Source organism: Novosphingobium sp. BL-S-32 (assembly GCF_056857055.1).
On record NZ_CM166476.1, the window covers coordinates 933,837 to 955,861 of the forward strand.

The 22,025-nt window shown below is 64.2% G+C and carries 22 protein-coding genes and 1 tRNA gene; 9 read left to right on the forward strand and 14 right to left on the reverse strand.

The window, feature by feature from the left end; translation table 11 throughout:
• Nucleotides 1-2 precede the first annotated feature (2 nt).
• The 3 genes from apaG to AC1VVK_RS04340 all read right to left on the reverse strand — a co-directional run bounded on the left by apaG (nt 3) and on the right by AC1VVK_RS04340 (nt 3,058).
• Nucleotides 3-401, reverse strand: coding sequence for a Co2+/Mg2+ efflux protein ApaG (apaG, locus tag AC1VVK_RS04330; protein WP_132391871.1), 399 nt, complete (start codon nt 399-401; stop codon nt 3-5).
• A 90-nt stretch (nt 402-491) separates the two neighbouring features.
• Nucleotides 492-1,853: a PAS domain S-box protein gene (locus tag AC1VVK_RS04335; protein WP_482905113.1), complete on the reverse strand. Its 1,362-nt coding sequence runs from the start codon at nt 1,851-1,853 to the stop codon at nt 492-494.
• Entirely contained in the window at nt 1,850-3,058 is a 1,209-nt protein-coding gene (locus AC1VVK_RS04340; protein WP_132391875.1) for a trans-sulfuration enzyme family protein, read from the reverse strand. Before AC1VVK_RS04340 ends, AC1VVK_RS04335 begins: the two co-directional genes overlap by 4 nt.
• Before the next feature lie 111 nt (nt 3,059-3,169).
• On the opposite strand from AC1VVK_RS04340, the gene AC1VVK_RS04345 reads away from it, so the two are divergent.
• The gene (locus AC1VVK_RS04345) at nt 3,170-4,453 is read left to right on the forward strand and encodes a phospholipid carrier-dependent glycosyltransferase (RefSeq protein ID WP_482904518.1); all 1,284 of its coding nucleotides are present in this window, start codon (nt 3,170-3,172) and stop codon (nt 4,451-4,453) included.
• Nucleotides 4,454-4,507: 54 nt separating this feature from the next.
• Here the strand turns inward: AC1VVK_RS04345 and AC1VVK_RS04350 are convergent, their stop codons facing one another.
• The 7 genes from AC1VVK_RS04350 to AC1VVK_RS04380 all read right to left on the reverse strand — a co-directional run bounded on the left by AC1VVK_RS04350 (nt 4,508) and on the right by AC1VVK_RS04380 (nt 9,925).
• Entirely contained in the window at nt 4,508-4,993 is a 486-nt protein-coding gene (locus AC1VVK_RS04350; RefSeq protein ID WP_482904519.1) for a hypothetical protein, read from the reverse strand.
• A gap of 185 nt (nt 4,994-5,178) precedes the next feature.
• Nucleotides 5,179-6,363 carry a glycosyltransferase gene (locus AC1VVK_RS04355; protein ID WP_482904520.1) on the reverse strand — a complete coding sequence of 395 codons (1,185 nt, stop codon included), beginning with the start codon at nt 6,361-6,363 and terminating at the stop codon, nt 5,179-5,181.
• Between the two features lie 44 nt (nt 6,364-6,407).
• Entirely contained in the window at nt 6,408-7,451 is a 1,044-nt protein-coding gene (leuB, locus tag AC1VVK_RS04360; protein ID WP_482904521.1) for a 3-isopropylmalate dehydrogenase, read from the reverse strand.
• Nucleotides 7,452-7,471: 20 nt separating this feature from the next.
• Complete coding sequence (recO, locus tag AC1VVK_RS04365) at nt 7,472-8,077, reverse strand: DNA repair protein RecO (protein WP_482904522.1); 606 nt, start codon at nt 8,075-8,077, stop codon at nt 7,472-7,474.
• An 80-nt stretch (nt 8,078-8,157) separates the two neighbouring features.
• Entirely contained in the window at nt 8,158-8,406 is a 249-nt protein-coding gene (locus tag AC1VVK_RS04370; RefSeq protein ID WP_132391885.1) for an accessory factor UbiK family protein, read from the reverse strand.
• A 46-nt stretch (nt 8,407-8,452) separates the two neighbouring features.
• Complete coding sequence (locus AC1VVK_RS04375; protein ID WP_482904523.1) at nt 8,453-9,007, reverse strand: TspO/MBR family protein; 555 nt, start codon at nt 9,005-9,007, stop codon at nt 8,453-8,455.
• Between the two features lie 126 nt (nt 9,008-9,133).
• Entirely contained in the window at nt 9,134-9,925 is a 792-nt protein-coding gene (locus AC1VVK_RS04380) for a TlyA family RNA methyltransferase (RefSeq protein ID WP_482904524.1), read from the reverse strand.
• A 48-nt stretch (nt 9,926-9,973) separates the two neighbouring features.
• Here AC1VVK_RS04380 and AC1VVK_RS04385 point away from each other — a divergent pair, with 48 nt between their 5' ends.
• Nucleotides 9,974-10,513, forward strand: a complete 540-nt coding sequence (locus AC1VVK_RS04385; protein WP_482904525.1) for a hypothetical protein — start codon at nt 9,974-9,976, stop codon at nt 10,511-10,513.
• A gap of 774 nt (nt 10,514-11,287) precedes the next feature.
• Nucleotides 11,288-12,394: a branched-chain amino acid aminotransferase gene (locus AC1VVK_RS04390; RefSeq protein WP_482904526.1), complete on the forward strand. Its 1,107-nt coding sequence runs from the start codon at nt 11,288-11,290 to the stop codon at nt 12,392-12,394.
• Nucleotides 12,395-12,474: 80 nt separating this feature from the next.
• Here the strand turns inward: AC1VVK_RS04390 and AC1VVK_RS04395 are convergent, their stop codons facing one another.
• Nucleotides 12,475-13,104 (reverse strand): TetR/AcrR family transcriptional regulator, encoded by a 630-nt coding sequence (locus AC1VVK_RS04395; protein ID WP_482904527.1) that lies wholly within the window; start codon nt 13,102-13,104, stop codon nt 12,475-12,477.
• A 197-nt stretch (nt 13,105-13,301) separates the two neighbouring features.
• Between AC1VVK_RS04395 and yghU the strand changes: the two genes are divergently transcribed.
• The 3 genes from yghU to AC1VVK_RS04410 all read left to right on the forward strand — a co-directional run bounded on the left by yghU (nt 13,302) and on the right by AC1VVK_RS04410 (nt 15,781).
• Nucleotides 13,302-14,150 (forward strand): glutathione-dependent disulfide-bond oxidoreductase, encoded by an 849-nt coding sequence (gene yghU, locus AC1VVK_RS04400; RefSeq protein WP_482904528.1) that lies wholly within the window; start codon nt 13,302-13,304, stop codon nt 14,148-14,150.
• Between the two features lie 129 nt (nt 14,151-14,279).
• Nucleotides 14,280-14,354 (forward strand) — tRNA-Gln (locus AC1VVK_RS04405).
• A 266-nt stretch (nt 14,355-14,620) separates the two neighbouring features.
• Nucleotides 14,621-15,781, forward strand: a complete 1,161-nt coding sequence (locus tag AC1VVK_RS04410; protein WP_482904529.1) for a tyrosine-type recombinase/integrase — start codon at nt 14,621-14,623, stop codon at nt 15,779-15,781.
• 106 nt (nt 15,782-15,887) lie between these two features.
• Here AC1VVK_RS04410 and AC1VVK_RS04415 read toward each other — a convergent pair whose 3' ends face one another.
• The 3 genes from AC1VVK_RS04415 to AC1VVK_RS04425 all read right to left on the reverse strand — a co-directional run bounded on the left by AC1VVK_RS04415 (nt 15,888) and on the right by AC1VVK_RS04425 (nt 19,414).
• The gene (locus AC1VVK_RS04415) at nt 15,888-16,106 is read right to left on the reverse strand and encodes a hypothetical protein (protein WP_482904530.1); all 219 of its coding nucleotides are present in this window, start codon (nt 16,104-16,106) and stop codon (nt 15,888-15,890) included.
• A 274-nt stretch (nt 16,107-16,380) separates the two neighbouring features.
• Nucleotides 16,381-17,694 carry an ABC transporter ATP-binding protein gene (locus AC1VVK_RS04420; RefSeq protein WP_132386422.1) on the reverse strand — a complete coding sequence of 438 codons (1,314 nt, stop codon included), beginning with the start codon at nt 17,692-17,694 and terminating at the stop codon, nt 16,381-16,383.
• A gap of 22 nt (nt 17,695-17,716) precedes the next feature.
• Complete coding sequence (locus tag AC1VVK_RS04425) at nt 17,717-19,414, reverse strand: ABC transporter permease (protein ID WP_482905114.1); 1,698 nt, start codon at nt 19,412-19,414, stop codon at nt 17,717-17,719.
• Between the two features lie 519 nt (nt 19,415-19,933).
• Here AC1VVK_RS04425 and AC1VVK_RS04430 point away from each other — a divergent pair.
• The 3 genes from AC1VVK_RS04430 to AC1VVK_RS04440 all read left to right on the forward strand — a co-directional run bounded on the left by AC1VVK_RS04430 (nt 19,934) and on the right by AC1VVK_RS04440 (nt 22,019).
• Complete coding sequence (locus tag AC1VVK_RS04430; protein WP_482904531.1) at nt 19,934-20,290, forward strand: metal/formaldehyde-sensitive transcriptional repressor; 357 nt, start codon at nt 19,934-19,936, stop codon at nt 20,288-20,290.
• A gap of 170 nt (nt 20,291-20,460) precedes the next feature.
• Nucleotides 20,461-21,066: an RNA polymerase sigma factor gene (locus AC1VVK_RS04435; RefSeq protein ID WP_243652492.1), complete on the forward strand. Its 606-nt coding sequence runs from the start codon at nt 20,461-20,463 to the stop codon at nt 21,064-21,066.
• Nucleotides 21,063-22,019 (forward strand): FecR family protein, encoded by a 957-nt coding sequence (locus AC1VVK_RS04440; RefSeq protein WP_482904532.1) that lies wholly within the window; start codon nt 21,063-21,065, stop codon nt 22,017-22,019. Before AC1VVK_RS04435 ends, AC1VVK_RS04440 begins: the two co-directional genes overlap by 4 nt.
• The last annotated feature ends 6 nt before the right edge of the window (nt 22,020-22,025 follow it).

Sequence of the window (22,025 nt, forward strand, 5' to 3'; positions counted from 1 at the left end):
GTTCAGCCGACCTTCGCGGGCGCGGCGAGCGGGAAGAACGGAATCTGGGCCTCCAGCTCGGTGCCGTCGCTGCGCACGAAGGTATAGTAGCCTTCCATCGAGCCCTGCGGCGTCGTCAGCGGACATCCCGAGACATAGTCATGGCTGCGACCGGGCCGGATCAGCGGCTGCTCACCCACCACGCCCTCGCCTTCGACCAGATTCACATCTCCATTGGCGTCGGTAATCCGCCAGTGACGCGTGAGAAGCTGAAGCGAATCGTCCGAATCGTTCTCGATGCGGATGTGGTAGACCCAGAACCACTTGCCCGCTTCGATGCGGGACTGTTCGGGCAGAAAGTTCACCGCGACGCGGACAGTCACACCCTCGGTGATGGCGGTATGCTGGAAGAGTTGCTTCATGATGCAGCCAACCTAACCGGCTAACGACTTATGGACAACTCTTAGACCCAATGCCTTGCTCCCGCAAATCGCTGGAAAATTATCAGTGGATCACAGAATCGCCGAGACGGGGCATGCGAGGTACCACGCAAAGCCGGAAGGATCGTAAACGGTCTCCACTTGCGCATTGAGCTTCACGCGCGGCACGTCGACGATGATCCGCGTGCCGAATCCCGGGCGTGTCGGGGCCGACACCGGCGGGCCGCCCTGCTCGCGCCAGGCGATGCGGAAACCGGGCGCTTCGCCATCCGGCGCCGGTTCGACCGACCATTCGATCGCGACACGGCCATCCGGCACCGAAAGCGCACCATACTTGAGCGCATTGGTGCCCATCTCGTGGATAGCCATGGCCAGCGCCTCTGCCGCGCCGGGGGAGAGCAGGACTTCCGGCCCGTCCAGGCGCACTTGCACGTGCGAATCCACCAGCGTCTGCAACTGGGTATCGATCATCTCGCGCACCGGAATGCTCGACCACGCGCGGCGCACCAGAAGGTCCTGACTGGCGGCAAGGCTGCGGATGCGCTGCTCCAGCCGTTCGATGAAGTCCGGCCGGTTCTTGTCCGTCCGGCGCGCAAGCGACTGGATGATCGACAGCATGTTCTTGCTGCGATGATTGACCTCCTGCAACAGCAGCTCGATGCGCTGCTCCGCATCGCGCATCTCGGTCACGTCGGTATTGGTGCCGAACCAATAGAGGATGCTCCGCGCTTCGTCGCGGATCGGCGTCGCGCGCGAGAGGAACCAGCGCCATTCGCCGTTCGCGCTGCGCAGCGGGAAAGTATCCTCCCAGTCTTCGCCCGAGGCGAGATGATCGCGGAACCGGGCATTGACCGCCTCGCTGTAGTCGGGATGCTGCACCGTCTGGCGGCCGCTGGCCTCCATCTCCTCGGGCGTGGTGCCGGTATAATCGAACCAGCGTTTGTTGCGCCAGACGACCCGGCCGTCGCGCCCGGCGATCCACGCGAGTTGCGACATGTTGTCCGCCAGCAGGCTCAGCCGCGCCTCGCTCTCTTCCAGCCGGCGCTGCGTTTCCTTCTTGAGGCTGATGTCGCGCGCGATCTTGCTGGCGGCGACCACCCGCCCTTCACTGTCGAGCACCGGCGAGACGGTGACGGCAACGTCGATGGCGCTGCCGTCCTTCCGCTTCCGCACGGTCTCGAACGTGGGCACGCGCTCGCCCCGCGTGATGCTGGCGATGATCGCGTCTTCCTCGGCCTGCCGGTCCTCGGGGATCAGCGTGCGCACGTTCATCCCGACGATCTCGGCCGAACTCCAGCCGAAAATGCGCTCGGCAGCCTGGTTCCAGCTCAGGATCGTCCCATCGAGCGACTTGCCGGCAATGGCATCGTCACTTGATTCGACGATCGCCGCGAGGAGTGCCCCGGCGTCGGTCCCGAGCCCGAGCGGGTTCAGAGACCCGCCTTGGCCAGCGCCTGATCGAGATCCGCGATCAGATCATCCGGATCTTCCAGACCGATGTTGATGCGCAGCATGCCTTCCGAAATGCCCATGGCCTCGCGTGCCTCCGGCCCCATGTTGTGGTGCGTCGTCGAGGCAGGATGGCACATCAGCGAACGCGAGTCGCCGATGTTGTTGGAGATATCGATCAGCTCCAGCGCGTCCAGCAGCGCGTGCGCCTGCGCGCGGCCCCCATCGAGCACGAAGCTGAAGATCGGGCCGCAGGCGTCCATCTGCTTCATCGCCAGCGCCTGAGCCGGGTGGCTGTCCAGCCAGGGGTGCAGGATCTTCGGCACGCGGCCGGCGACGAACTGGCCGACCTTCAGCGCGTTCTCGCTCTGCTTCTTGGCGCGCAGGTCCAGCGTCTCAAGCCCCTTCAGCACCACCCAGGCGTTGAACGGCGAAAGGTTCGGGCCGGTGTTGCGCTGGAACGGCAGCAGCTTGTCGTTGATGAATTCCTCGCTGCCGCAGACGGCACCGGCCAGGACTCGACCCTGCCCGTCCATCAGCTTGGTGGCCGAATAGGCGACCACGTCGATGCCGAATTCCAGGGGGCGCTGGAGCGCCGGGCTGCAGAAGGCATTGTCGACCACGGTGGTGATGCCGTGCGCCTTGGCGATTTCGGCAATAGCGGCAAGGTCGGCGACGTCCATCGTCGGGTTCGCCGGGGTTTCGAAGAAGAACACCTTAGTGTTGGGGCGGATCGCCGCTTCCCACGCGGAAAGGTCGGTGGCGTCCACCACCGTTACGTCCACGCCGAAGCGCGGCAGCAGGCTGTCGCCCAGCCAGCGGCACGAACCGAAGGCGGCGCGCGCGGAAACCATGTGATCGCCCGCCGAAAGCTGGCAAAGCAGCGCCGCGGTCATCGCCGCCATGCCCGATGCCTGCGTGCGGCACGCCTCGGCCCCTTCAAGCAGAGCGATGCGCTCTTCGAGCATCTGCACCGTCGGGTTCTGGAGGCGCGAATAGGTCATGCCGTCGTCCTCGCCCATGAAGCGGGCGGCAACGGTGGCGGCATCGTCGTAGGAATAGCCCGAGGTGAGGAACAGCGCTTCGCTGGTCTCACCCATTTCCGAGCGCCAGGTTCCCCCGCGGATCGCGCGGGTGGCGGGGCGCCAATTGCGGGTCTTGGTGCGGTCCTGTCCGGTCGTGCGTTTCATGGCCCAAGCCTCTAGGATCGCGCGCGGATGGATGCAAGCGCCCGCGCCCGTCCGCCCGGCGCAAATGGCGCGCTTGCAGTCCACACGCTTCCCCCTTATTCCGCGCCTCCGATGCCGACCGCTTCCCGCAACAATCGTGACCCGCTCGGCTGGTGCCTTGCCGTAACCGGGCTTTTCCTGGCTCTCGCGCTCTGGCGGATCACGACGCCAAGCATCTATTACTTCGACGAGGTTCACTACGTCCCGGCTGCGCTGAAGATGCTCAGCCTGATTCCGACGAATCGCGAGCATCCGCTGTTCGCCAAGGAAGTGATTGCCGCCTCCATCCACTTCATCGGTGATCGGCCGCTGGGCTGGCGATTGGGGCCGGTGCTGTTTGGCACGGCGGGCCTCTTCGCGTTCGGCCGACTGGTCTGGCACGCCTCTCATCGGCGCGTCGCGACGATCTCTGCAATCATTCTGCTGGCGACCAACTTCATGTGGTTCGTGCAGAGCCGCATCGCCATGCTGGACATGGTGGAAGCCGCGCTCTGCATGATCGGCCTGTGGCAATTCGCCGCGGCGCTGAACACCACGAGCACCGGCGCCGCGCGCGGACGCCTTGCCGCCGCCGGCATCGCGCTGGGACTGTCGCTGGGCGCCAAGTGGAGCAGCGCCCCGGCGCTGATCATGCCGGGCCTGTGCTTCCTTGTGCTGCGCATGAAGGAAACCGGCTGGAAGTTCATCGGCAAGCGCAATGCGGGACCGATCCCCGGTGTCTCGCTGGTGGAGGCGGCCTTCTGGCTGGGCCTGCTGCCGATCGCGGTCTATTGGGCGACCTATACCCCGGCGATGTTCTATTCGCGCCTGACGCTTTCCCCGTTCGATTTCATCGGACAGCACGAGCTGATGGTCCGCTTGCAGGACAGTGTGAAGAAGCCCCACCCCTACCGCAGTTTCTGGTATCAGTGGGCGGTCGACTGGCGGGTGATCTGGTACTTGTTCAAGAACGTCGACGGCGCTCATCGCGGCATCGTCATGCTTGGCAATCCGTTCTCGATGCTGGCGGGGCTTGTCGCGTTCTTCTGGGGTCTATGGGCCGCGCTGTTCCGCCGCCGGGGCGACATCGGCGTCTTCCTGGCGCTTTACGCGGCCACGCTGATGATGTGGGCGGTGAACGGCAAGCCGGTGCAGTTCTATTACCACTACCTGCTGCCCGGAGCCTTCCTAATGGCACCGCTGGCTTTCGCCCTGGAGGCGCTGTGGCAGCGCAAGGATCGCTGGCGCCACCTCGCCACGCTGTCGATGGTGGTGACGCTGGGCATGTTCGTGCTGTTCTTTCCGATCATCTCGGCCCTGCCGCTGCCGACCGAAGAGACCTACAACTTCTGGATGTGGCTGCCGAGCTGGCGATAAACGGGCACGGACAGGGCTGGAGTATGACCTCCCGCCCTTATCCGTCCGCCTCGCTCACGCCATCGCCCGTTGCGCCCCTGCGCCTTGCGCCAGTGCCGCCTTCCAGTTGGGCAGCGTGACGGTGGCAAGGTATTCCGCCTGCATTTCGGGCGTCAGCACCTCGACCACACGGTCACCCTCCATCCATAGCTCGATCACGCCGAAGGCACCGCCGCGCTTGCAGTACTTGGCAGGCCAGCCCTCGCGCGCGGCGATCAGGAAGACTTGCGCGGGCCCGAGGTTGGTCGCCATGGCGAAGTGCGTGGCGCTGAGCCCGCCGTCGCCCGGCACGCCCAGAAAGTCGCCCTTCCCCGGCGCTTCCATAAGCTGGGTTCCGCGCGGATAGACCTCGACCAGCGTGTTGCGTTCGTCGCCCGCGTGGGCGACCCAGCTCCCCTCGGCAACCGGCGGAAACGGCGTCGCTTCGCCGCCCAGCAGTTCGGCCAGCACTTCGGCAACCCGCTGCGGATCGCGGGCGTCGGTGGAAACGTGAAAGATCATGAAATTCTCCCTACCCGGTTCGATGGCGGGGAGAGACGCCAGAGCTTCGCACCGATCAAAGCGTTTCCGGCGAACGCCAGTTTATTGTCGATCAAGTACCCACAACGACAAACGCGCGCCGACCAGCGGCGCGCGTTCATGGTGATGACTATATCGATAGGGCCGCAGAACGGCCGAGTCGATGGTCAGTACTTGCCCCAGACGAACTTCGACGACAGCGCGAAGTTCCAGACCGAAGCCAGCACGATGCCGATGATCGCCGCCGCATAGTCATGGAAACCGATGCGCACCAGCGCGGTGGAGGCGCCGATGTTGGCAACCATGCCGAAGGCGCAAGTCAGCGCGAACTGCGCCCAGCCACGCACCAGCGGGCCGAACCCGCGCAGGCGCTTGTCCGCATACGTCAGTTCGTTGTTGAGCACGAAGTTGAACGTCATCGCGACGATGGCCGCGATCGTCTGGCCGACGATGAACGCGGTTTCCTTCGGATAGTGGCTCATCGCGAATTCGGCGCCGAACAGGTGCAGCACGAGTGCCAGCACGCTCATGTGCAGAACCGCGCCCAGGCCGCCGACCGTGCCGAACAGCGCGAAGCGGGTGGGGATGAAGCGGCCGAGCCACTTGTCGTAAAGACCAACGAGGAATTCGAACACGACCGTCCTGTCCAGCTTGCTTTCGCCTTCCGCGCGCGCGGCGAAGTTCAGGGGAAATTCCTTGACCCGCAACGGTGCATCGACCGTGGCGAGAATATCGAGCAGAATCTTGAAGCCCACACCCGAAAGCCGATGCGCGTCGGCCCGCAGGATCTTGGTCTGGAGCATGAAGAAGCCGCTCATGGGGTCGCTGAGATCGACGCCCGTGACCTTGTTGGCAATCTTGTTGGCAAAGCCCGACGCCTTTACGCGGTCCGGACGGCCCCAGGCCTCGGTGCTGGCGCCTTCTGCGAAGCGCGAGGCATAGGCCAGGTCGTATTCGCCCGAGCTTACGGCCTTCAGCATCTGCGGCAGCAGTTCGGGATCGTGCTGGTGATCCGCATCCATCACCGCAACCACCGGCGCCGCCGTGGAGCACATGCCTTCGATCGCGGCACTGGCAAGGCCGCGGCGGCCGATGCGCTGGATGCAGCGCACGCGCGGATCGCGCAGCGCCAGATTCCGCGCCTCGTCCGAGGTGCCGTCGGGGCTGTTGTCGTCGACGAAGATCGCTTCCCACACGACGCCCTTGAGCGCCTTGTCGAGCCGGTCGATCATCGTCGCGATGTTCTTGCGCTCATTGTACGTCGGCAGGACGACGGCCAGCTCAAGCGGCTTGGAAGCCTGAGCTGCGGCGACGTCTACGGCCTCGGCAAGATCGGAACGGGTGATGTTCATGCGCCCTGTTTTACTTGGTAAACCTGAAGAAACCTTATCCGCGATCAGAGCCGCGCGAGCACGGCATCACCGATCTCGCGGGTGCCTGCCGAGCCGCCAAGGTCGCCGCCCTTGATCCCGTCGGCCAGCGTCTTCGCCACTGCCGCCTCGATCCGCACGGCCTCGGCTTCGAGACCGAGCGAGTGGCGCAGCAGCATCGCCGCCGAAAGGATCGTCGCCATCGGATTGGCAAGACCCTTGCCGGCGATGTCAGGCGCCGAACCGTGGATCGGCTCATAAAGGCCATAAGAGCCTTCGGCAAGACTGGCCGAAGCGAGCAGGCCGATCGAGCCCACGCACATCGAGGCCTGGTCGGAAAGGATGTCGCCGAACAGGTTGCCGGTAACGATCACGTCAAACTGGCCGGGGTTCTTCACCAGCTGCATCGCCGCGTTGTCGACGTACATGTGGCTGAGTTCGACTTCGGGATATTCCTTGGCAACCTCGATCACCACATCGCGCCAGAGCTGCGAGGTTTCGAGGACGTTGGCCTTGTCCACCGAGCACAGCTTCTTCGAACGGGTCATCGCCGCCTGGAAACCGGCATGGGCGATGCGGTGCACTTCGTCTTCGGCGTAGGACATCATGTCCCAGCCCTGACGGCGGCCGTCTTCCAGCGTGCGGATGCCCTTCTCGCCGAAGTACACGTCGCCGTTCAGCTCGCGCACGATCAGCAGGTCGATCTTCGCCGCAACTTCCTCGCGCAGCGTGGTCAGGTCTTCCAGACCCGGGAACACGCGCGCCGGACGCAAGTTGGCGAAGAGGCCCAGTTCCTTGCGCAGGCCGAGAATGGCCTGTTCGGGACGCAGGTGACGCTCAAGGTGATCGCACGAGAAATCGCCCACCGCGCCGAACAGGATCGCCTCGGCCGAGCGCGCAATCTCCAGCGTTTCTGCGGGCAGCGGGTGGCCGTGCTTGCGATAGGCGACGCCGCCGACATCGCCCTCGACGAGTTCGAGGCCGGGAAGTTCAAGCGCCTTGAGAACACGCACTGCCTGCTCGGTGACCTCGGGACCGATCCCGTCTCCTGCAAATACCGCAATGCGCATGTACGTTCTCCGTTGGGCGTTTAGCCGTGAATTCGCCCCAGCCGCTCGCGCAGAAGGACGCGCGCCCCCATAGCGTCTCCGCGCCGTTCGGCAAGCGGATAGCGCGCAAGCTCGGGCCCGAGGCGGTCGAAAACGTCAAGCATCGCCCCCCAGTCGTCGTCGTTCGGGCGGCCGACCGGAACCCCATAGCCAAGCTCGCGCAGCAGCAGGACTTCGAACGAAAGCAAGGGCATGACCCAGCCCCGCGCGGACGGCGCGACGCAGATCGCATCGAGCAGCGCGGTGAGCGCCTGATAGAGCGCGGGAAAGGCCTGCCGCTCGGGAAGCGCAGTTGCGGCCAATGCGGTAACCCACGAAATCGCGGCGGCCGGGAGCGGTTCGCTGAGCCAGGGCCCACGAGATTCGAGCAGCTCGACGCGCGCGAAAGGAAGCTGGTCCTCGCTGCGCGACCGCAAGTCGATTTCCACTACATTGCCGGGGATCAGCACCGGGCGAAGCTGCCGCCCGCGCCCTCCGGCGACATAGGCGGCAACGATCCCGGCCTCTTCGGTGAGCAGCCGGGCGATGACGGCGGTCTCACCATGAGGCCGCGTCGCACAGACGATAGCGGAAGCGCGCAACTGCATGGCTGCGGCTTGTGGAGCTTCAGGAAACGCGAAACAAGGTGGAAGGAGGCACCCTCACAGGACGCTCCCCCGGCGGGCGATCACTCGCCCGACTTGCCTTCGAGCTTGGCGATGCGGGCCTTGAGGTCCTCGATCTCGCCACGCGCGGTGGCGGCCAGTTCCTTCACGGCCTCGAATTCCTCGCGGCTGACGAAGTCCATGTCGCCCATGAACTCCCGGAAGCGCTCGCGCGCATTGTCGCGCGCTTCGCGGCCGACGCCGGCGAGCGTGCCGGCGGCGCTGTTCATCATCTTGACGAAATCGGCGACGAAGGGGTTTTCGCTTTGCATGGGGGCTATTTGGTCGCTTGCGGCAAACTGCGCAAGAGGCAGTCCGTCAGATTTCGAAACGCTCCACCGCGCGCGGGCCTTCAACGCCGTCCATGTCGCGATTGAGCTGGAGGAAAGCGAAGTTGAGGTAACTGGCGAAGCAGATCCACGCGAGATACGGCACCAGCAGCAGTGCCGCCACCGGGCGCACGCGGGCAAAGAACAGCATCGTCACGATCACCGCCGCGATCATCAACCCTAGCACGACGAGCCCGACGGTCATCTGGTGGAGTGCGAAAAAGATCGGGCTCCAAGCGAGATTGAGCGCCAATTGCACGACAAAGGCCACGACCGCCGCCGCGCGCCCCCGTGCGCCTCGCGCGGCGCAGACCATCGCCAGCGCCAGCCCCATCAGGGCGTAGAGCGCGGTCCAGACGATCGCGAACGTTATCGGCGGCGGATAGATCCCGGGCTTGGCAAGCGCGTCGAACCAGGCATTGCCCGGCCCGCTGTCCGCGATCTTGCCTGAAAGAAAGCCCAGCAACACGATCAACGGCACGAGCACCAGCGACCAGCGCAAGAGGCTGGCACGCAACTGGGCCGGTGAGGCAATTGGGTTCATTTCCTGGCAAACCCCCGAATCAGGAAAAACCATCAAGTGCGGCGGTTTGTGGTACGACTCGGGCAAACACGCAATGCGCGTGGAGCGCAAAAGTCGGCCGGTCCATCGATCCGCCGCCCGCCATGCTCAACCGCGCGATGCGGAAACCAGAAATTCCACGTTTCCTTCCGGGCCCTTGATCGGGCTTTCGACGATGCCCTGGATCGTCCAGCCATCGCTTTCCAGCCAGTCCCGCACTTCGCCGCAGACCCGCTCATGCAGCGCGGGATCGCGCACGACGCCGCCCTTGCCCACTTCGCTGCGGCCCACTTCGAACTGCGGCTTGATGAGCGCGACCACGCGGCACTGCGACGCAGCAAGGCGCAGCGGCACTTCCAGCACTTTGGCCAGCGAGATGAAGCTGGCGTCGCAGACCACCCAATTGCACGGACGATCGATCTGCTCAGGCGTCAGGATCCGCGCGCTGGTCTGCTCCAGCACGGTCACGCGGGGATCCTGCCGCAGCTTCCAAGCCAGCTGGTTGGTGCCCGAATCCACCGCGAAGACATGCTCCGCGCCCTTGGTCAGCAGCACGTCGGTAAAGCCGCCGGTCGAACTGCCGACATCCATGGCGATGACGCCCGTGGGATCGAGATCGAAGTGCTCGATGGCATGCGCCAGCTTGATCCCGCCGCGCGAGACCCAGGGATGATCCCGCCCACGCACCTCCAGCGGTGCGTCGCTCTTGAGGCTCTGCCCCGGCTTGGCGATCTTGGTCTCGCCGGAAAACACAAGGCCCGCCAGCACCAGCGCCTGCGCCCGCGTGCGGCTTTCGGCAAGGCCGCGATCGACCAGCATCTGGTCGACGCGCGCCTTCGCCGGGCGCTTGCTGTCGGCGGGCTTGTTTTCGATATGTCGGGGCTCGGACGGGTCGATCATTGGCTTTGTGCACTTGAGAAGGAGCGCGCCTCATTCCATACCGGGGGCATGAAGGCAAATCCGCGCCGGCTTGCAGCCGTCCCGTCGTTCCCCCGCAAACTTGTCGCAAGCGCCCCGCTGACCGCGCTGGCGCTGCTCGCGGCCTGCGTGTCCGCGCCCCAGCCACCCGCGCCCGCGCCGCGCCCTGCGCCGGCTCCCGTCACGCGGCCCGCCGCACCACCCGCCGACTGGCGCGATGCCCCGCAGACCCCGGGCGACTGGAGCATGACCGCACCCGGCACCGCCACGTTCGCGGGCGGGCTCTTCACGATGCGCTGCAATAGGCCAGCGGGAACGGTCACGCTGATCCGCGCAGGAAATGCTGCATCCGCGCCCGGTTCCCTCACCGTGCGCACATCCGATGTTGCGCGCGCCCTAACCGCCTCGCCCGTGGCCGGGGGCCTGGCAGTGGACGTGCCGGCGCGCGATGCGCTGCTCGATGCCATGGCCTTCAGCAAGGGCCGCTTCGCCATCGAAACGGCGGGCACTGCCACGCTCTATATACCGAGCTGGACCGAAGTCTCCCGCGTGGTCGAAGACTGCCGCTGAGAATGGCGCTGAACGCTCTCTAAACGTGCACTTTTGAACGGGACTCGCGAGGCGCCTTTCAGGGCGCCTGAAGAGCCTGTCCGGAGCGAAAATCGGGCGCTTTCAGGCCGCAACCCAGCGCCCCAACAATCGCGTTCCGGAGCGGATCGAAGGCTGGGGAAAACTAGCCCGAAGCACCGATAATGATCCCAAAAAAAACGAATACAAGTCTTGTTGTGCGCTGCGGAATCAGACACACATTTGAACAGGGCCGAGGGACCCTGGGAAACGCGCCCGGGATGGACCGAAGCCCCAGCCGGTAACACGGCGTACTTTGGCTCAACAGCGCGAAAGGAGGTGATCCGATGTCTCATGGTTCAGCAGAGAGGTCGGCAATTTCCGTCGCGAGGCATTATCGCTGAGTTGAATTAGCGATAAAGGCTTTCGCTGGCGGCACTTCCCGGCCGCTGACCATGCGAAGGGCCGCACCGGATTTCCGGGGCGGCCCTTCTCATTTGGGCGCATTCCCGGCTTTGCACATCGCTGAGCCCCAGAACGCGCCGCACTCCTCAACATCACCCGAAGCAAGCCGCCCGGCGCATTTCGCACTGGCCCTTTCGCGCGAGCAGGCGCTAGGAGCATTCACGCTCTGGCTTCCTGTGCGAGTCTACCGGCTTTCCGCCCTCAATTCGCGCTAAAGCAACAACACCGCGTATCAAAATTACTATATGGTTGCGCTGCGTGTAATTTTCGTTCAGAGAGCGCGGGCAATCGCAGTCTAGAGGATTTCGTTCGATGGCGACGCTCGCCGATGCCGGCCTGACTTTCAGCACTCTGCCCCACCCCGCGCCGACCAGCGCCGAAACGCGCGAGGCGATCCTTGCGAATCCCGGTTTCGGCATGCACTTCTCGGACCATATGGTCACTGTAGAGTGGACCGAGGGCAAGGGCTGGCATGACGCAGTGGTAGGCCCCCGCCAGCCGCTCGCGCTCGATCCTGCCGCGGCCGTGCTGCACTACGCGCAGGAGATCTTCGAAGGCCTCAAGGCGTACAAGCAGGCCGATGGCGCCGTCGCGCTGTTCCGCCCGGCGGCCAATGCCGCGCGCTTCAACACCTCGGCCCAGCGCCTCGCGATGCCCGAAGTGCCCGAAGAGCTGTTCATCGAGGCGATCGAGCGGCTCGTCCAGGCAGACAGCGCATGGATCCCGGGTGCCGAAGGCGCCTCGCTCTATCTGCGCCCCTTCATGATCGCCACCGAGGCCTTCCTCGGCGTGCGTCCGGCCAAGCAGTACAAGTTCATCGTCATCGCCAGCCCGGCGGGCAATTACTTCAAGTCGGGCGCCCCGGCCGTCTCGATCTGGGTTTCGGACTATACCCGCGCTGCCCCCGGCGGCACCGGTGCGGCCAAGTGCGGCGGCAACTACGCCGCCAGCCTCGTGCCGCAGGCCGAAGCCATCGCCCGCGGCCATGACCAGGTCGTCTTCCTCGATGCCGCCGAGCACAAGTGGATCGAGGAACTGGGCGGCATGAACCTCTACTTCGTGTTCGCGGATGGCACCCTGCTCACCCCTGCCCTCACCGGCACGATCCTGCCCGGCATTACCCGCGACAGCCTGCTGCAACTGGCGCGCGAGGAAGGTCTCAAGGTCGAGGAAGGCCGTTACAGCCTCGAAGAATGGCGCGCCGACGCTGCCTCCGGCAAGCTGATCGAAACCTTCGCCTGCGGCACTGCGGCGGTCGTGACTCCGGTCGGCAAGGTTTCGGGCCGCGATGGCGATTTCATCATCGGCTCGGGCGGCCCAGGTCAGGTGACCTCCAAGCTCAAGAACCGGTTGGTTTCGATCCAGCGCGGCGAAGCTGCGGATACCCATAGCTGGATCCGCAAGATCGACTGCAAGTAAACGCATGCAGGCAGGGGTAACGCCCCTGCCTGTTTCCGTAAGCGATCGTTTGAAAATCACGGGCCAGCAATTGCTGGCATTCAGGCCTTTACAAGACCGCATAGGCGCAGGATCGCCATATGCGTGCCTGTCAGCCGCTCAACCGCCTCATCAAGCGAAGATTCGGGCTGAACGCTGTTCCGATAGACGCGCGCGCCTGCCAGTACCCACGTCAGCATGAACGTGGCGAAGACCTCGGCATCCAAGCCCTCGGCCATGGGCTCGGTCTCGAAATGGACGCGCAATTCCTCGGCCAGGCCATCGAACATCGCATAGCGGTCCGAGATCCGGCCCGGGGACAGGAAATCCTCCGTCCACAGCGCCACGACTTCCGGATTCTCCAGCACATAGCGGATTACGCTGCGCCCCCGGTGCTCGGCCGTGTCCGTGGACGAGAGCACCGCGGTAAGTTGCTGCGCCGACCATTTGCGTATGGCATCAATCAACGCCTCGCGGTCCGCGAAGTGATAATAGATGGTGGTCCGGTTCACACCGGCCTCACGCGCGACTTCCGAAAGTGAAAGTGCTTCCATTCCCTTTGCCGAAACCAGTTTCACTGCGGTCTCGATCAGTACGAGGTGGGTTTCTTCGAACCCCTTGTTGCGGCGACGCGACTGGCGGCTGGTCTCCCCGGAACGGCCGGAGAGCTCATTTTCAATCGATTGAATCATGCCTGACCTGCTTGCCCAACCTGAGCATTGCCTGTCAACGCCTGACCCATAGGCAAGTTCCTCATACTTTCGGATTACGAATTTGATTTATTTATCTTATTTCAATTACCTGAGCGCCCGGCGAAGACCGGTCGAAGGGTTGTAGCGGGCCATCGCCGACCCTACCTGACCGGGAACGACACTCACGGAGTTCCTCCATGCTCAAAACCACCTACGAACCGCCGAAAGTCTGGACCTGGGACAAGGAGAACGGCGGCGAATGGGCCAAGACCAACCGCCCGGTGTCCGGCGCCACGCACGAGCAGACACTGCCGCGCGGCCAGCATCCGTTGCAGCTCTACTCGCTCGGCACGCCGAATGGGCAGAAGGTGACGATCATGCTGGAAGAGCTGCTAGCCGCCGGCGTGGCCGAGGCCGAGTACGATGCATGGCTGATCGACATCGGCAATGGCGACCAGTTCGGGTCAGACTTCGTTGCGATCAATCCCAATTCGAAGATCCCCGCCCTGCTCGATTGCTCCGGCAATGAGCCTGTCCGCGTCTTCGAATCCGGCTCGATCCTGTTCCACCTTGCCGAAAAGTTCGGCAAATTCCTGCCCTGCAGCCAGCCCGCGCGCGCCGAATGCATGTCCTGGCTCATGTGGCAGATGGGCACAGCGCCGATGATCGGCGGCGGTTTCGGCCACTTCTACGCCTACGCGCCGGAGAAGTACGAATACCCGATCAACCGCTACGCGATGGAAACCAAGCGCATCCTCGACGTCGCCGACAAGCGCCTCGCCGAGACCCGCTATCTGGCGGGTGACGACTACACGATCGCAGACATCGCCTGCTACGGCTGGTTCGGCGGCTTCTTGCGGGGCGACGCCTATGGCGACGCGGCAACTTTCCTCGACGTGCCGAGCTATGCGAATCTCGTTCGCTGGGGCGAGGATCTCGCCGCCCGCCAAGGCATCCAGCGCGGCCGCATCGTCAACCGCAACGGCGACGGCTTCGTCCGCGAACGGCACTCGGCCGCCGATATCGACGCGGTGCTGGCCAAGTAAAAGGGCAGCAAGCGCGGGGAAGCGCCACTACTCCCCGCGCTTGCACGCCTTCGTGCACGAGCCTGCGGAAAACTTCTCCCAAAAGCCCTTTTCAGCACCGACATTAGCCGCTAAGCGCGCATTCCCTGCTGGGGCGTCGCCAAGTGGTAAGGCACCGGTTTTTGGTACCGGCATTCGCAGGTTCGAATCCTGCCGCCCCAGCCAGCCGAATCCTCATGATTCGGCCAGATCTCATTGATCATCTTACTAAAAATCGTGAAGGGCCCTTGCCCACCAGCTAGACCCGGTTTGCCTCGGCAGGACCGGTTTAGACGGCATTTGTATCACGATTTGTATCATGATTTTTTGCGATTCGGGGCCGGCCACGGAGTCGGTAAATGACACGGAAAATCGCCTTTTCACCTGCATCGCTCGACACGCTGAACAAGGGTTCAATAAGGGACCCTTTGTATCCGGGTTTGAGCCTCGAAGTGCTGCCGAGCGGCAAGAAGGTGTGGCGTTACGCGCGCCGCATCTCGGGAGACGGAGAGCTCGTCCGGATGCGCCTCGGCACTTACCCTGCCCATACCATCGCCGATGCCCGCAATTGGGCCAAGGGGCTCAATGATGAGGTCGAGGCCGGGATCGATCCCCGCGAAGCGAGACGACTCGCTGATACGCGCGATTCAATGACCGTCGCCCGCGCGCACGAACTTTACATGGAAGCCACCCGCGAAGGTCGCGGCTCCCGGTCAAAGCGCAAAAACAAGCCACGTACGATCCAGGACAAGCTCTATATTTATCGCTGCGACATCGCGCCCCGGCTCGCAAAGAAGTCGATCTATGCCGTCACGGAAAGGGATCTGATCAATCTGGTGCTGGCGAAAGGCCGTACCGCCAAGGTCCGGGCTAACCGGCTGGCGGCCGAACTCAAGGTGTTCTTCGGTTGGGCCGCCAGCCTGCGCGGGCTTATCATCGGCCTTGAGGTCGATCCTTCGCGCCGGCTCGCCGATCTGCGTTTTCCTGAAACACCCCGGAGCAGAAAGCTCAGCCTCGAGGAAATCGGGTGGTTCCTGGAAGCGGTAGCAAAGGAGGAGGAACGCGATTTTCGGCGAGGCATGCTGCTCTGGCTTCTGACCGCCGCCCGATTCTCGGAGGTTATCCGCGCGCGATCGGACGAGATCGAGAACGGCGTATGGACGATCCCCGCCGCCCGATCGAAGAACAGTGCTCCGCATTCGATCCAGTTGGGCCCGTGGGGCCGCCATCTGATCTCGTCGGAAGGGGAATGGGTATTCCCCTCTCCCCGCATCTCGGCCCCCCGCACGAACGGCTGGTATCCTGCAAAGAAGCGCGCGCTTGCTTTGATGGCTCAGATTGCGGGACGCGAAATCGATCATTTCGTGCCGCACGATTTCAGGCGCACTGCCCGCAGCAATACCAAGCGCCTCAAGGTCGATTACGAGACTGCCGAAGCGATGCTGAACCACCTCAAAGTGGGAATGGAGCGCATCTATGACGGCTACGAACTCGAGGAGGAAAAGGCCGCCTGGTTCATGAAGTGGGAGGCGGAAATCGTCGAGATTGCTCACAAGAGCGGCGTCGCGCGATTGCTTGAGATCCCCGAAGGGCCGATCAAGCCACTGGCTTAGTCATCGCGAAAGTGGCGCGGGGAGCGACAATGCACCGTGGCAATGCTGTTGCCCGCGCCAGAATATCAGACTGAGTCCCACGGTGGCGCGCGACTTTGCCTGTTCCTCAGAGCAACGTGTTTGCTGGCGATGCCGGCGCCTTCCTGGCCGACCACAGTTCGTCCGTGCGCACCATCTCAATCAATTCATCCGGGAACTTCCTTTCTTGGAAGGCCATCAGGTCTTCGAAGCTGCCTTGCAGCCAGGTATCGTACTCGTCCGGCAGGAGAGTCCCGAGTTCTGGCAGAGTTTGTGCCCATGTGGCGGTTGCGGCACGGTGCGGCATCCGAATTCCACAGCATGAGCGGCCTGTGAAAGGCATTGCCTGGGGTGACGGGTTTACCCGCGAGCACTTATGGAAAGACGCACTTTTCGAGCACCGACAAGGCGTTGGCGCCGTGGGCCCGCGTGAGAAGCCCATCGCCGGCATCTGTCCGTCAACGGCTTCCCCGCACTGACAAGCGCGCACCGCGCCGTTGGCGGGGAAGCCACAATGTCAGTTTCGGAATGGGAACAAGCCGGTGCGGGTTACGGGCGGAAGGCCCGATACCGGCTGCAGCTTACTGGGGATCGTCCAGACTGAATTGGTCGTCGTCTTCATGATAGGTGAAGATTTCGGCGTACCGGCCCCAGTTGGTGACCGTCGAAAGCGTTTCCTCGGCGAAATCCTCGCTCATGTGGTCCTCCAGCTCATCGCGGAAGCGCCGGGCGGGGGCGCGGTGGCTTGCACGTTCGTCCAGAACGCGGCGGATGTGCTGGGCAAGCGGGACATGGGCCAGCAAGGCATCGCCGAACATGCCCTTGCGCGCATCCACTTCCGCCTGCGCATAGCGGCGGGCCGCCGGCGTGAGCACGAGTTCCGCCCCGCGCAGTTCGGCAAAGCGCAGCAATTGCAGCGTTTCTGCCATGGGAAACAGCTCGTCCACTTCCAATTGCAGGGAATCGGCCAGTTCCGCCATGCTCGCCCGGCCGTTGAAGGGCGTGCCGTCGACTTCTTCGATCAGGCCCGCCAGCGTGTTTGTGGAGACATGGGGCAGCACCATGGCAATGCCGGTGCCCGGCTGCACGCCATTGGGTGCGTGCTGCGACGGTACGGGCCGCGCCATCATGCGGGCATAGATCTCGTCCACCAGCGCGCGGAATGGCGGATCGAGCCGATCGCGCGGGCGGGGAATATCGACCTTGATCTCGGCCACGACCCGTCCCGGATTGGAGGAGAACACCAGAATGCGGTCGCACATCTGCACCGCTTCCTCGATGTTGTGCGTGACGATCAGGATGGACTTGATCGGCATCCGCCCTTCCGACCACAGATCGAGCAGATCGGTGCGCAGCGTTTCGGCGGTCAGCACGTCGAGCGCGGAAAAGGGTTCGTCCATCAGCAGCAGCGAGGGGTTCACCACCAGCGCGCGGGCGAGGCCGACACGTTGCCGCATGCCGCCCGACAGCTCCTTGGGATAGGCGCTTTCGAAGCCGTCCAGACCGATAAGATCGATGGCGGCAAGGGCACGGGCGCGGCGTTCGGGCGCCGGCACCTTCTGCGCCTCCAGCCCGAGTTCGACGTTCTGCTGCACTGTCAGCCACGGGAACAGGGCGAACGTCTGGAACACCATCGATACCGACGGATCGGGGCAATCCTCGCTCGCCACGCGCTCCACCGTGCCTTCGCGCGGATGGATCAGGCCGGCGATGGAGCGCAGCAAGGTGGACTTGCCTGAGCCCGAGCGGCCCAGCAGCCCGACAACCTCGTTCTGGTTGAGCGTGAGATTCACATCTTCCAGCACCAGATGCCCGCCGGGAGGAGGCCCGTAATAGTGGTTGAGCCCTTTGACCTCGATCAGCGGCAGAACGCTATGGGATGCGGTGGTTGCCATGGCAGTGCTTTCGACAAAAAGATCAGGACAGGCTCAGGCGGCGCTCGCCAAAGGCGTAGAGCGGGCGCCAGACCAGACGGTTGAAGCCGAGGACGAAGAGACTCATCACCCCGATCCCGAGCGCGACCTGCGGGTAATTGCCGCTCGTGGTGGCACTGGCGATATAGGCGCCAAGGCCGTGCGCCTCCAGATGGCGATCGCCCCAACTGACGGCTTCCGCCACGATCGAGGCGTTCCACGATCCGCCCGAAGCGGTGAGCGCACCGGTGATGTAATAAGGGAAGATCCCGGGCAGTGCGACCTGCCGCCACCATTGCCAGCCCTTGAGGCCGAACATGCCGGCCACTTCGCGCAAGTCGTTGGGAATGGCGCTGGCGCCGGCGATGACGTTGAACAGGATGTACCACTGGGTGCCCAGAATCATCAGCGGCGAGAGCCATATGTCTGGCGTGAGGTGCCAGTGGACGATGGCGATCACCGCAAAGGGAAACAGCACATTGGCCGGGAACGCGGCGAGGAACTGGGCGATGGGCTGAACCGCCTCGGCCAGACGCGGACGCAGGCCGATCGCCACGCCCAGCGGCACCCAGATCAGGCTCGCCAGCGCGATCAGCACCACCACGCGGATCATCGTCAGCATCGCCAGCCCCAGCGCGGTGCCGATCTCCAGAAGGCCGAGCGAGGCCAGAATATAATGCGCCGTCCACGCGGCGGCAGCCAGCACGGCCGCCCAGATGGCGACTTGCCGAATACGCTCGCCCCGGGGGTTGGGGGCACGGGTTTTGCGTGAGCGAGCCGGGCGATGGCGCGGCTCCAGCGCCAGCAGTAGCGTGCCGACTGCACCGAACGGGCGGAACAGCACCGGCAGCAGTCGCGTACGGCGCAGCAGGTCGTAGACCCAGCTGGCGGGGCGCTCGCCGCCTGCGGTCTGTTCGAAACGGAACCGGTCGGCCCAGGCCACGATGGGGCGGAAGAACAACTGGTCGTACGCGACGATAACCACCGCCATCATGCCCACCGCCCATCCCACCGCGTGGAAATTCTCGTGCGCGATCGCCATGGCCAGATAGGAACCGATCCCCGGCAAGGTCACGGTGGTATTGCCCACCGTGATCGCCTCGGAAGCGACGACGAAGAACCAGCCTCCGGACATCGACATCATCGCGTTCCACACCAGCGCGGGCGTCGCGTAGGGCAGATCCAGCCGCAGGAAACGGCGCACCGGCGAAAGGGCGAACCCCTGGCACGCCTCCTCCAGATCGCCGGGCAGGCTGCGCAGCGACTGGTAGAAACTGAACGCCATGTTCCAGGCCTGCGAGGTGAAGATCGCGAACACGCTGGCCAGTTCGACGCCCAGCACATTGCCAGGGAACAGGTTCATGAAAAAGGTGACGGTAAAGGTCAGGAAGCCCAGAATCGGCACCGATTGCAGGATGTCGAGCGCGGGCACGATGATCTTCCCGGCGGCGCGACTGCGCGCAGCCAAAGTCGCCACCACCAGTGTAAACAGCGTCGATGCAAACAATGCCGCGAACATGCGCAGCACCGTGCGCAGCGCGTAATAAGGCAATTGCCAGGGATCGAGCGTAACGGGTTCGAGATGCAGCGACGAGAGCGGCTGAACCGCCCCTTCCGCCCCGCGAAACACCAGCAGTGCCAGCGCGGCCAGAATGGCGAACGCCAGCGCATCCTCGCGGCTGGGGCGTGTCAGGCGCAGCATCCGCGAGAAGGCGGGCAGCGCGCGAATGGGGCCCATGGCTTGGCCGATCCTGCCCGAAAGAGCGTCAGAAGTCGGCATGCGTACGCACTCCTACGACACGGACAAAGCGCGGACTACGCTCATAGCCGAAGGCCGGTATAGCGCCGCTCTGAAGCGAGGTCGCCAGCGGATAAAACGGTGAAGAGCCCACGATTACCTCCCTACCCGTGCGCCTAGCCTGTGAATGTGACAGGCAGGTCACGGACGGCGGGCAGAAACGAGCGGAAAGAAGGCCGGGTGTGGCGACAGGCGTGGGGGACATGAGGGGGTAATCCTTGGCCGGAATGCTTGGCGCTCCGGTCGTCAGGATCAGGCCCCGGCGCTATTCCCGCCGCAAAGCCCTTGCCCGTCCGAGACGAAGCCCATGACAAAAAGCGTTGATCGGGCTTGCGCCGCGACTGTCGCTTTCGCTGGTCTCTGTGCTGCTATTGGGGGGCATGAAAACGAACCTGCCGGCTGCGAGGGACGATAAGAGGGCGCATGGCCGAATTGCTGCCAACTCGACACTGCTGCGCTTATACTCTAGGGGGGTATGGTATCAACCCCCAAAAGGCCCTCATGACGCACGTTGCCGCAGAAAAGCAGAAACTGCTCAATCGCCTGAAACGATTGCGCGGGCAGATCGATGCGCTGGAGCGCGCGGTCGATGCCGATGTCGAATGCGCCCGCGTATTGCAGCAGGCCACCGCGTGCCGCGGCGCGCTGGAAGGGTTCATCGCCGAAGTGATCGAGGATCATATTCGCGAGCATATGGTGGACCCCGCCCTGCCGGGTAACGACCCGCGCACGATTGCGGCCGAGGAACTGGTTTCCATCATCAAGGCCTATATGCGGTAAAATCGCCGCGCCCGGCCTGCACCCGCAGTTGCGCGTGGAAATAACGGCCTTATACGGACGCCCGTGCCGGGTGCGACTCCTGCCGCTCCGGCCGACCGAATTCTCGTACCCCCGCCCGATCGCATCGATCGTGCTACGAAAATTCGTGTTACAGCGTTGGAATTGTCACGATGACGGGCAACGGAGAGGAACGGCTGCTCCATCTGGTCGGATGGGTGGGTCGTCATGTGCTTCCACATGAAAGGCAGTTGCGCAAATGGCTGCGCTCGGCCTTTCCGGCGATAGATGTCGATGACGTCGTGCAGGAAGCCTATTGCCGCATTTCCGAGCTTGATCGGTTCGAGCATATCGACGATCCGCGCCGCTATTTCTTTCGGACCGCCCGCAATATCGTATTGGAACAAGTGCGCCGGGATCGCGTCGTGCGGATCGAGGCGGCGAGCGGTCTGGTCGAGATGGAGCACGCACTCGACGAGTTCTCGCCGGAGCGGATCGCCGCAGGGCGCAGCGCGTTGCAACGCGTGGAGCGTCTGATCGATGCCCTGCCGGAACGGGCGCGGCAGGTCTTTCGGCTTCGCAAGATCGAAGGCGTTTCCCAGCGCGAGATCGCATCCCGCCTCGGCCTTACGGAGAACGTGGTCGAAAACGAAGTGGCGCGCGGGCTGCGCCGCATTCTCAACCAGATGACCGATGACGAGCGTGGCGACTTGCCCGCCCGTTCCAGATCGACCCCGAAATCAGCAGCATCCATGCGTGCGACACGGAAGCAGCCATGATCGAAGAAATCGCCTCTCAATGGGCCGCCGGGCTCGATCGCGGCATCCTTCCCGCCGAGCGCGTCCAGCTTGACGCTTGGCTTGCCGAAGACCGGCGCCATCGCGGTGCGCTGCTGCGCGCACAGGCGGCGATGAGCATGCTCGACCGGTGCCGCGTCCTCGCCGGAGCCGAAGAGGAGGAAACCGCCGAGGAAACCGCGGATGACGACGCGCCCCCTGCCCGCGCCGCGTTCCCGTTCGCGCGCCGCCGCTTGCTGGCGCTGGGCGGAAGCGGGATCGCCGCAGCCCTGATCGGCGCCCTGTCCTTCAACTTTTGGCCCCGGGGAACCACGCTCGGCACCGATACCGGCGAAATCCGGCGCGTGCCGCTGGCCGACGGATCGCTGGCGGTGATCAATTCCGCCAGCGAACTGCGCGTGTCGTTCACGGCGAACCGGCGGGACGTGCAACTGACGCGCGGCGAAGCATGGTTTCAGGTTGCCAAGATGCCGGATCGGCCGTTCACCGTGACGGCGGGCCCGGTCAACGTACAGGCCGTGGGCACGGCTTTCAGCGTGCGTCGCCGAAACGGTGCCACCGTAGTCGTGGTCACCGAGGGCACTGTGAAAGTGTGGTCCGGCCGCGAGACGGACAGCGCTTTCGTGACCGCCGGGCAGAGCGCCGTGATCAGCGACGCGGGCGTCAAGGTTGCCGCGCTCGAAAGCGAAACGGTCGACCGGCAACTGGCGTGGCGGGACGGCCGGATCGTGTTCGAGGATGTGCCGCTGGCGCAGGCCGCCGCCGAGTTCAACGGCTATCATGCGATGCAAGTTGTCGTGGACCCTGTTTTCGCCGATAAGAGCGTGGTCGGATCGTTCCAGACCGACGACATTGAAGGCTTCGCATCGGCCTCGGCCGCGATGGTCGGGGGCCGTGTCGTCCACGATGGCAACGTCATACGCGTTGTCCCGTAAATTATT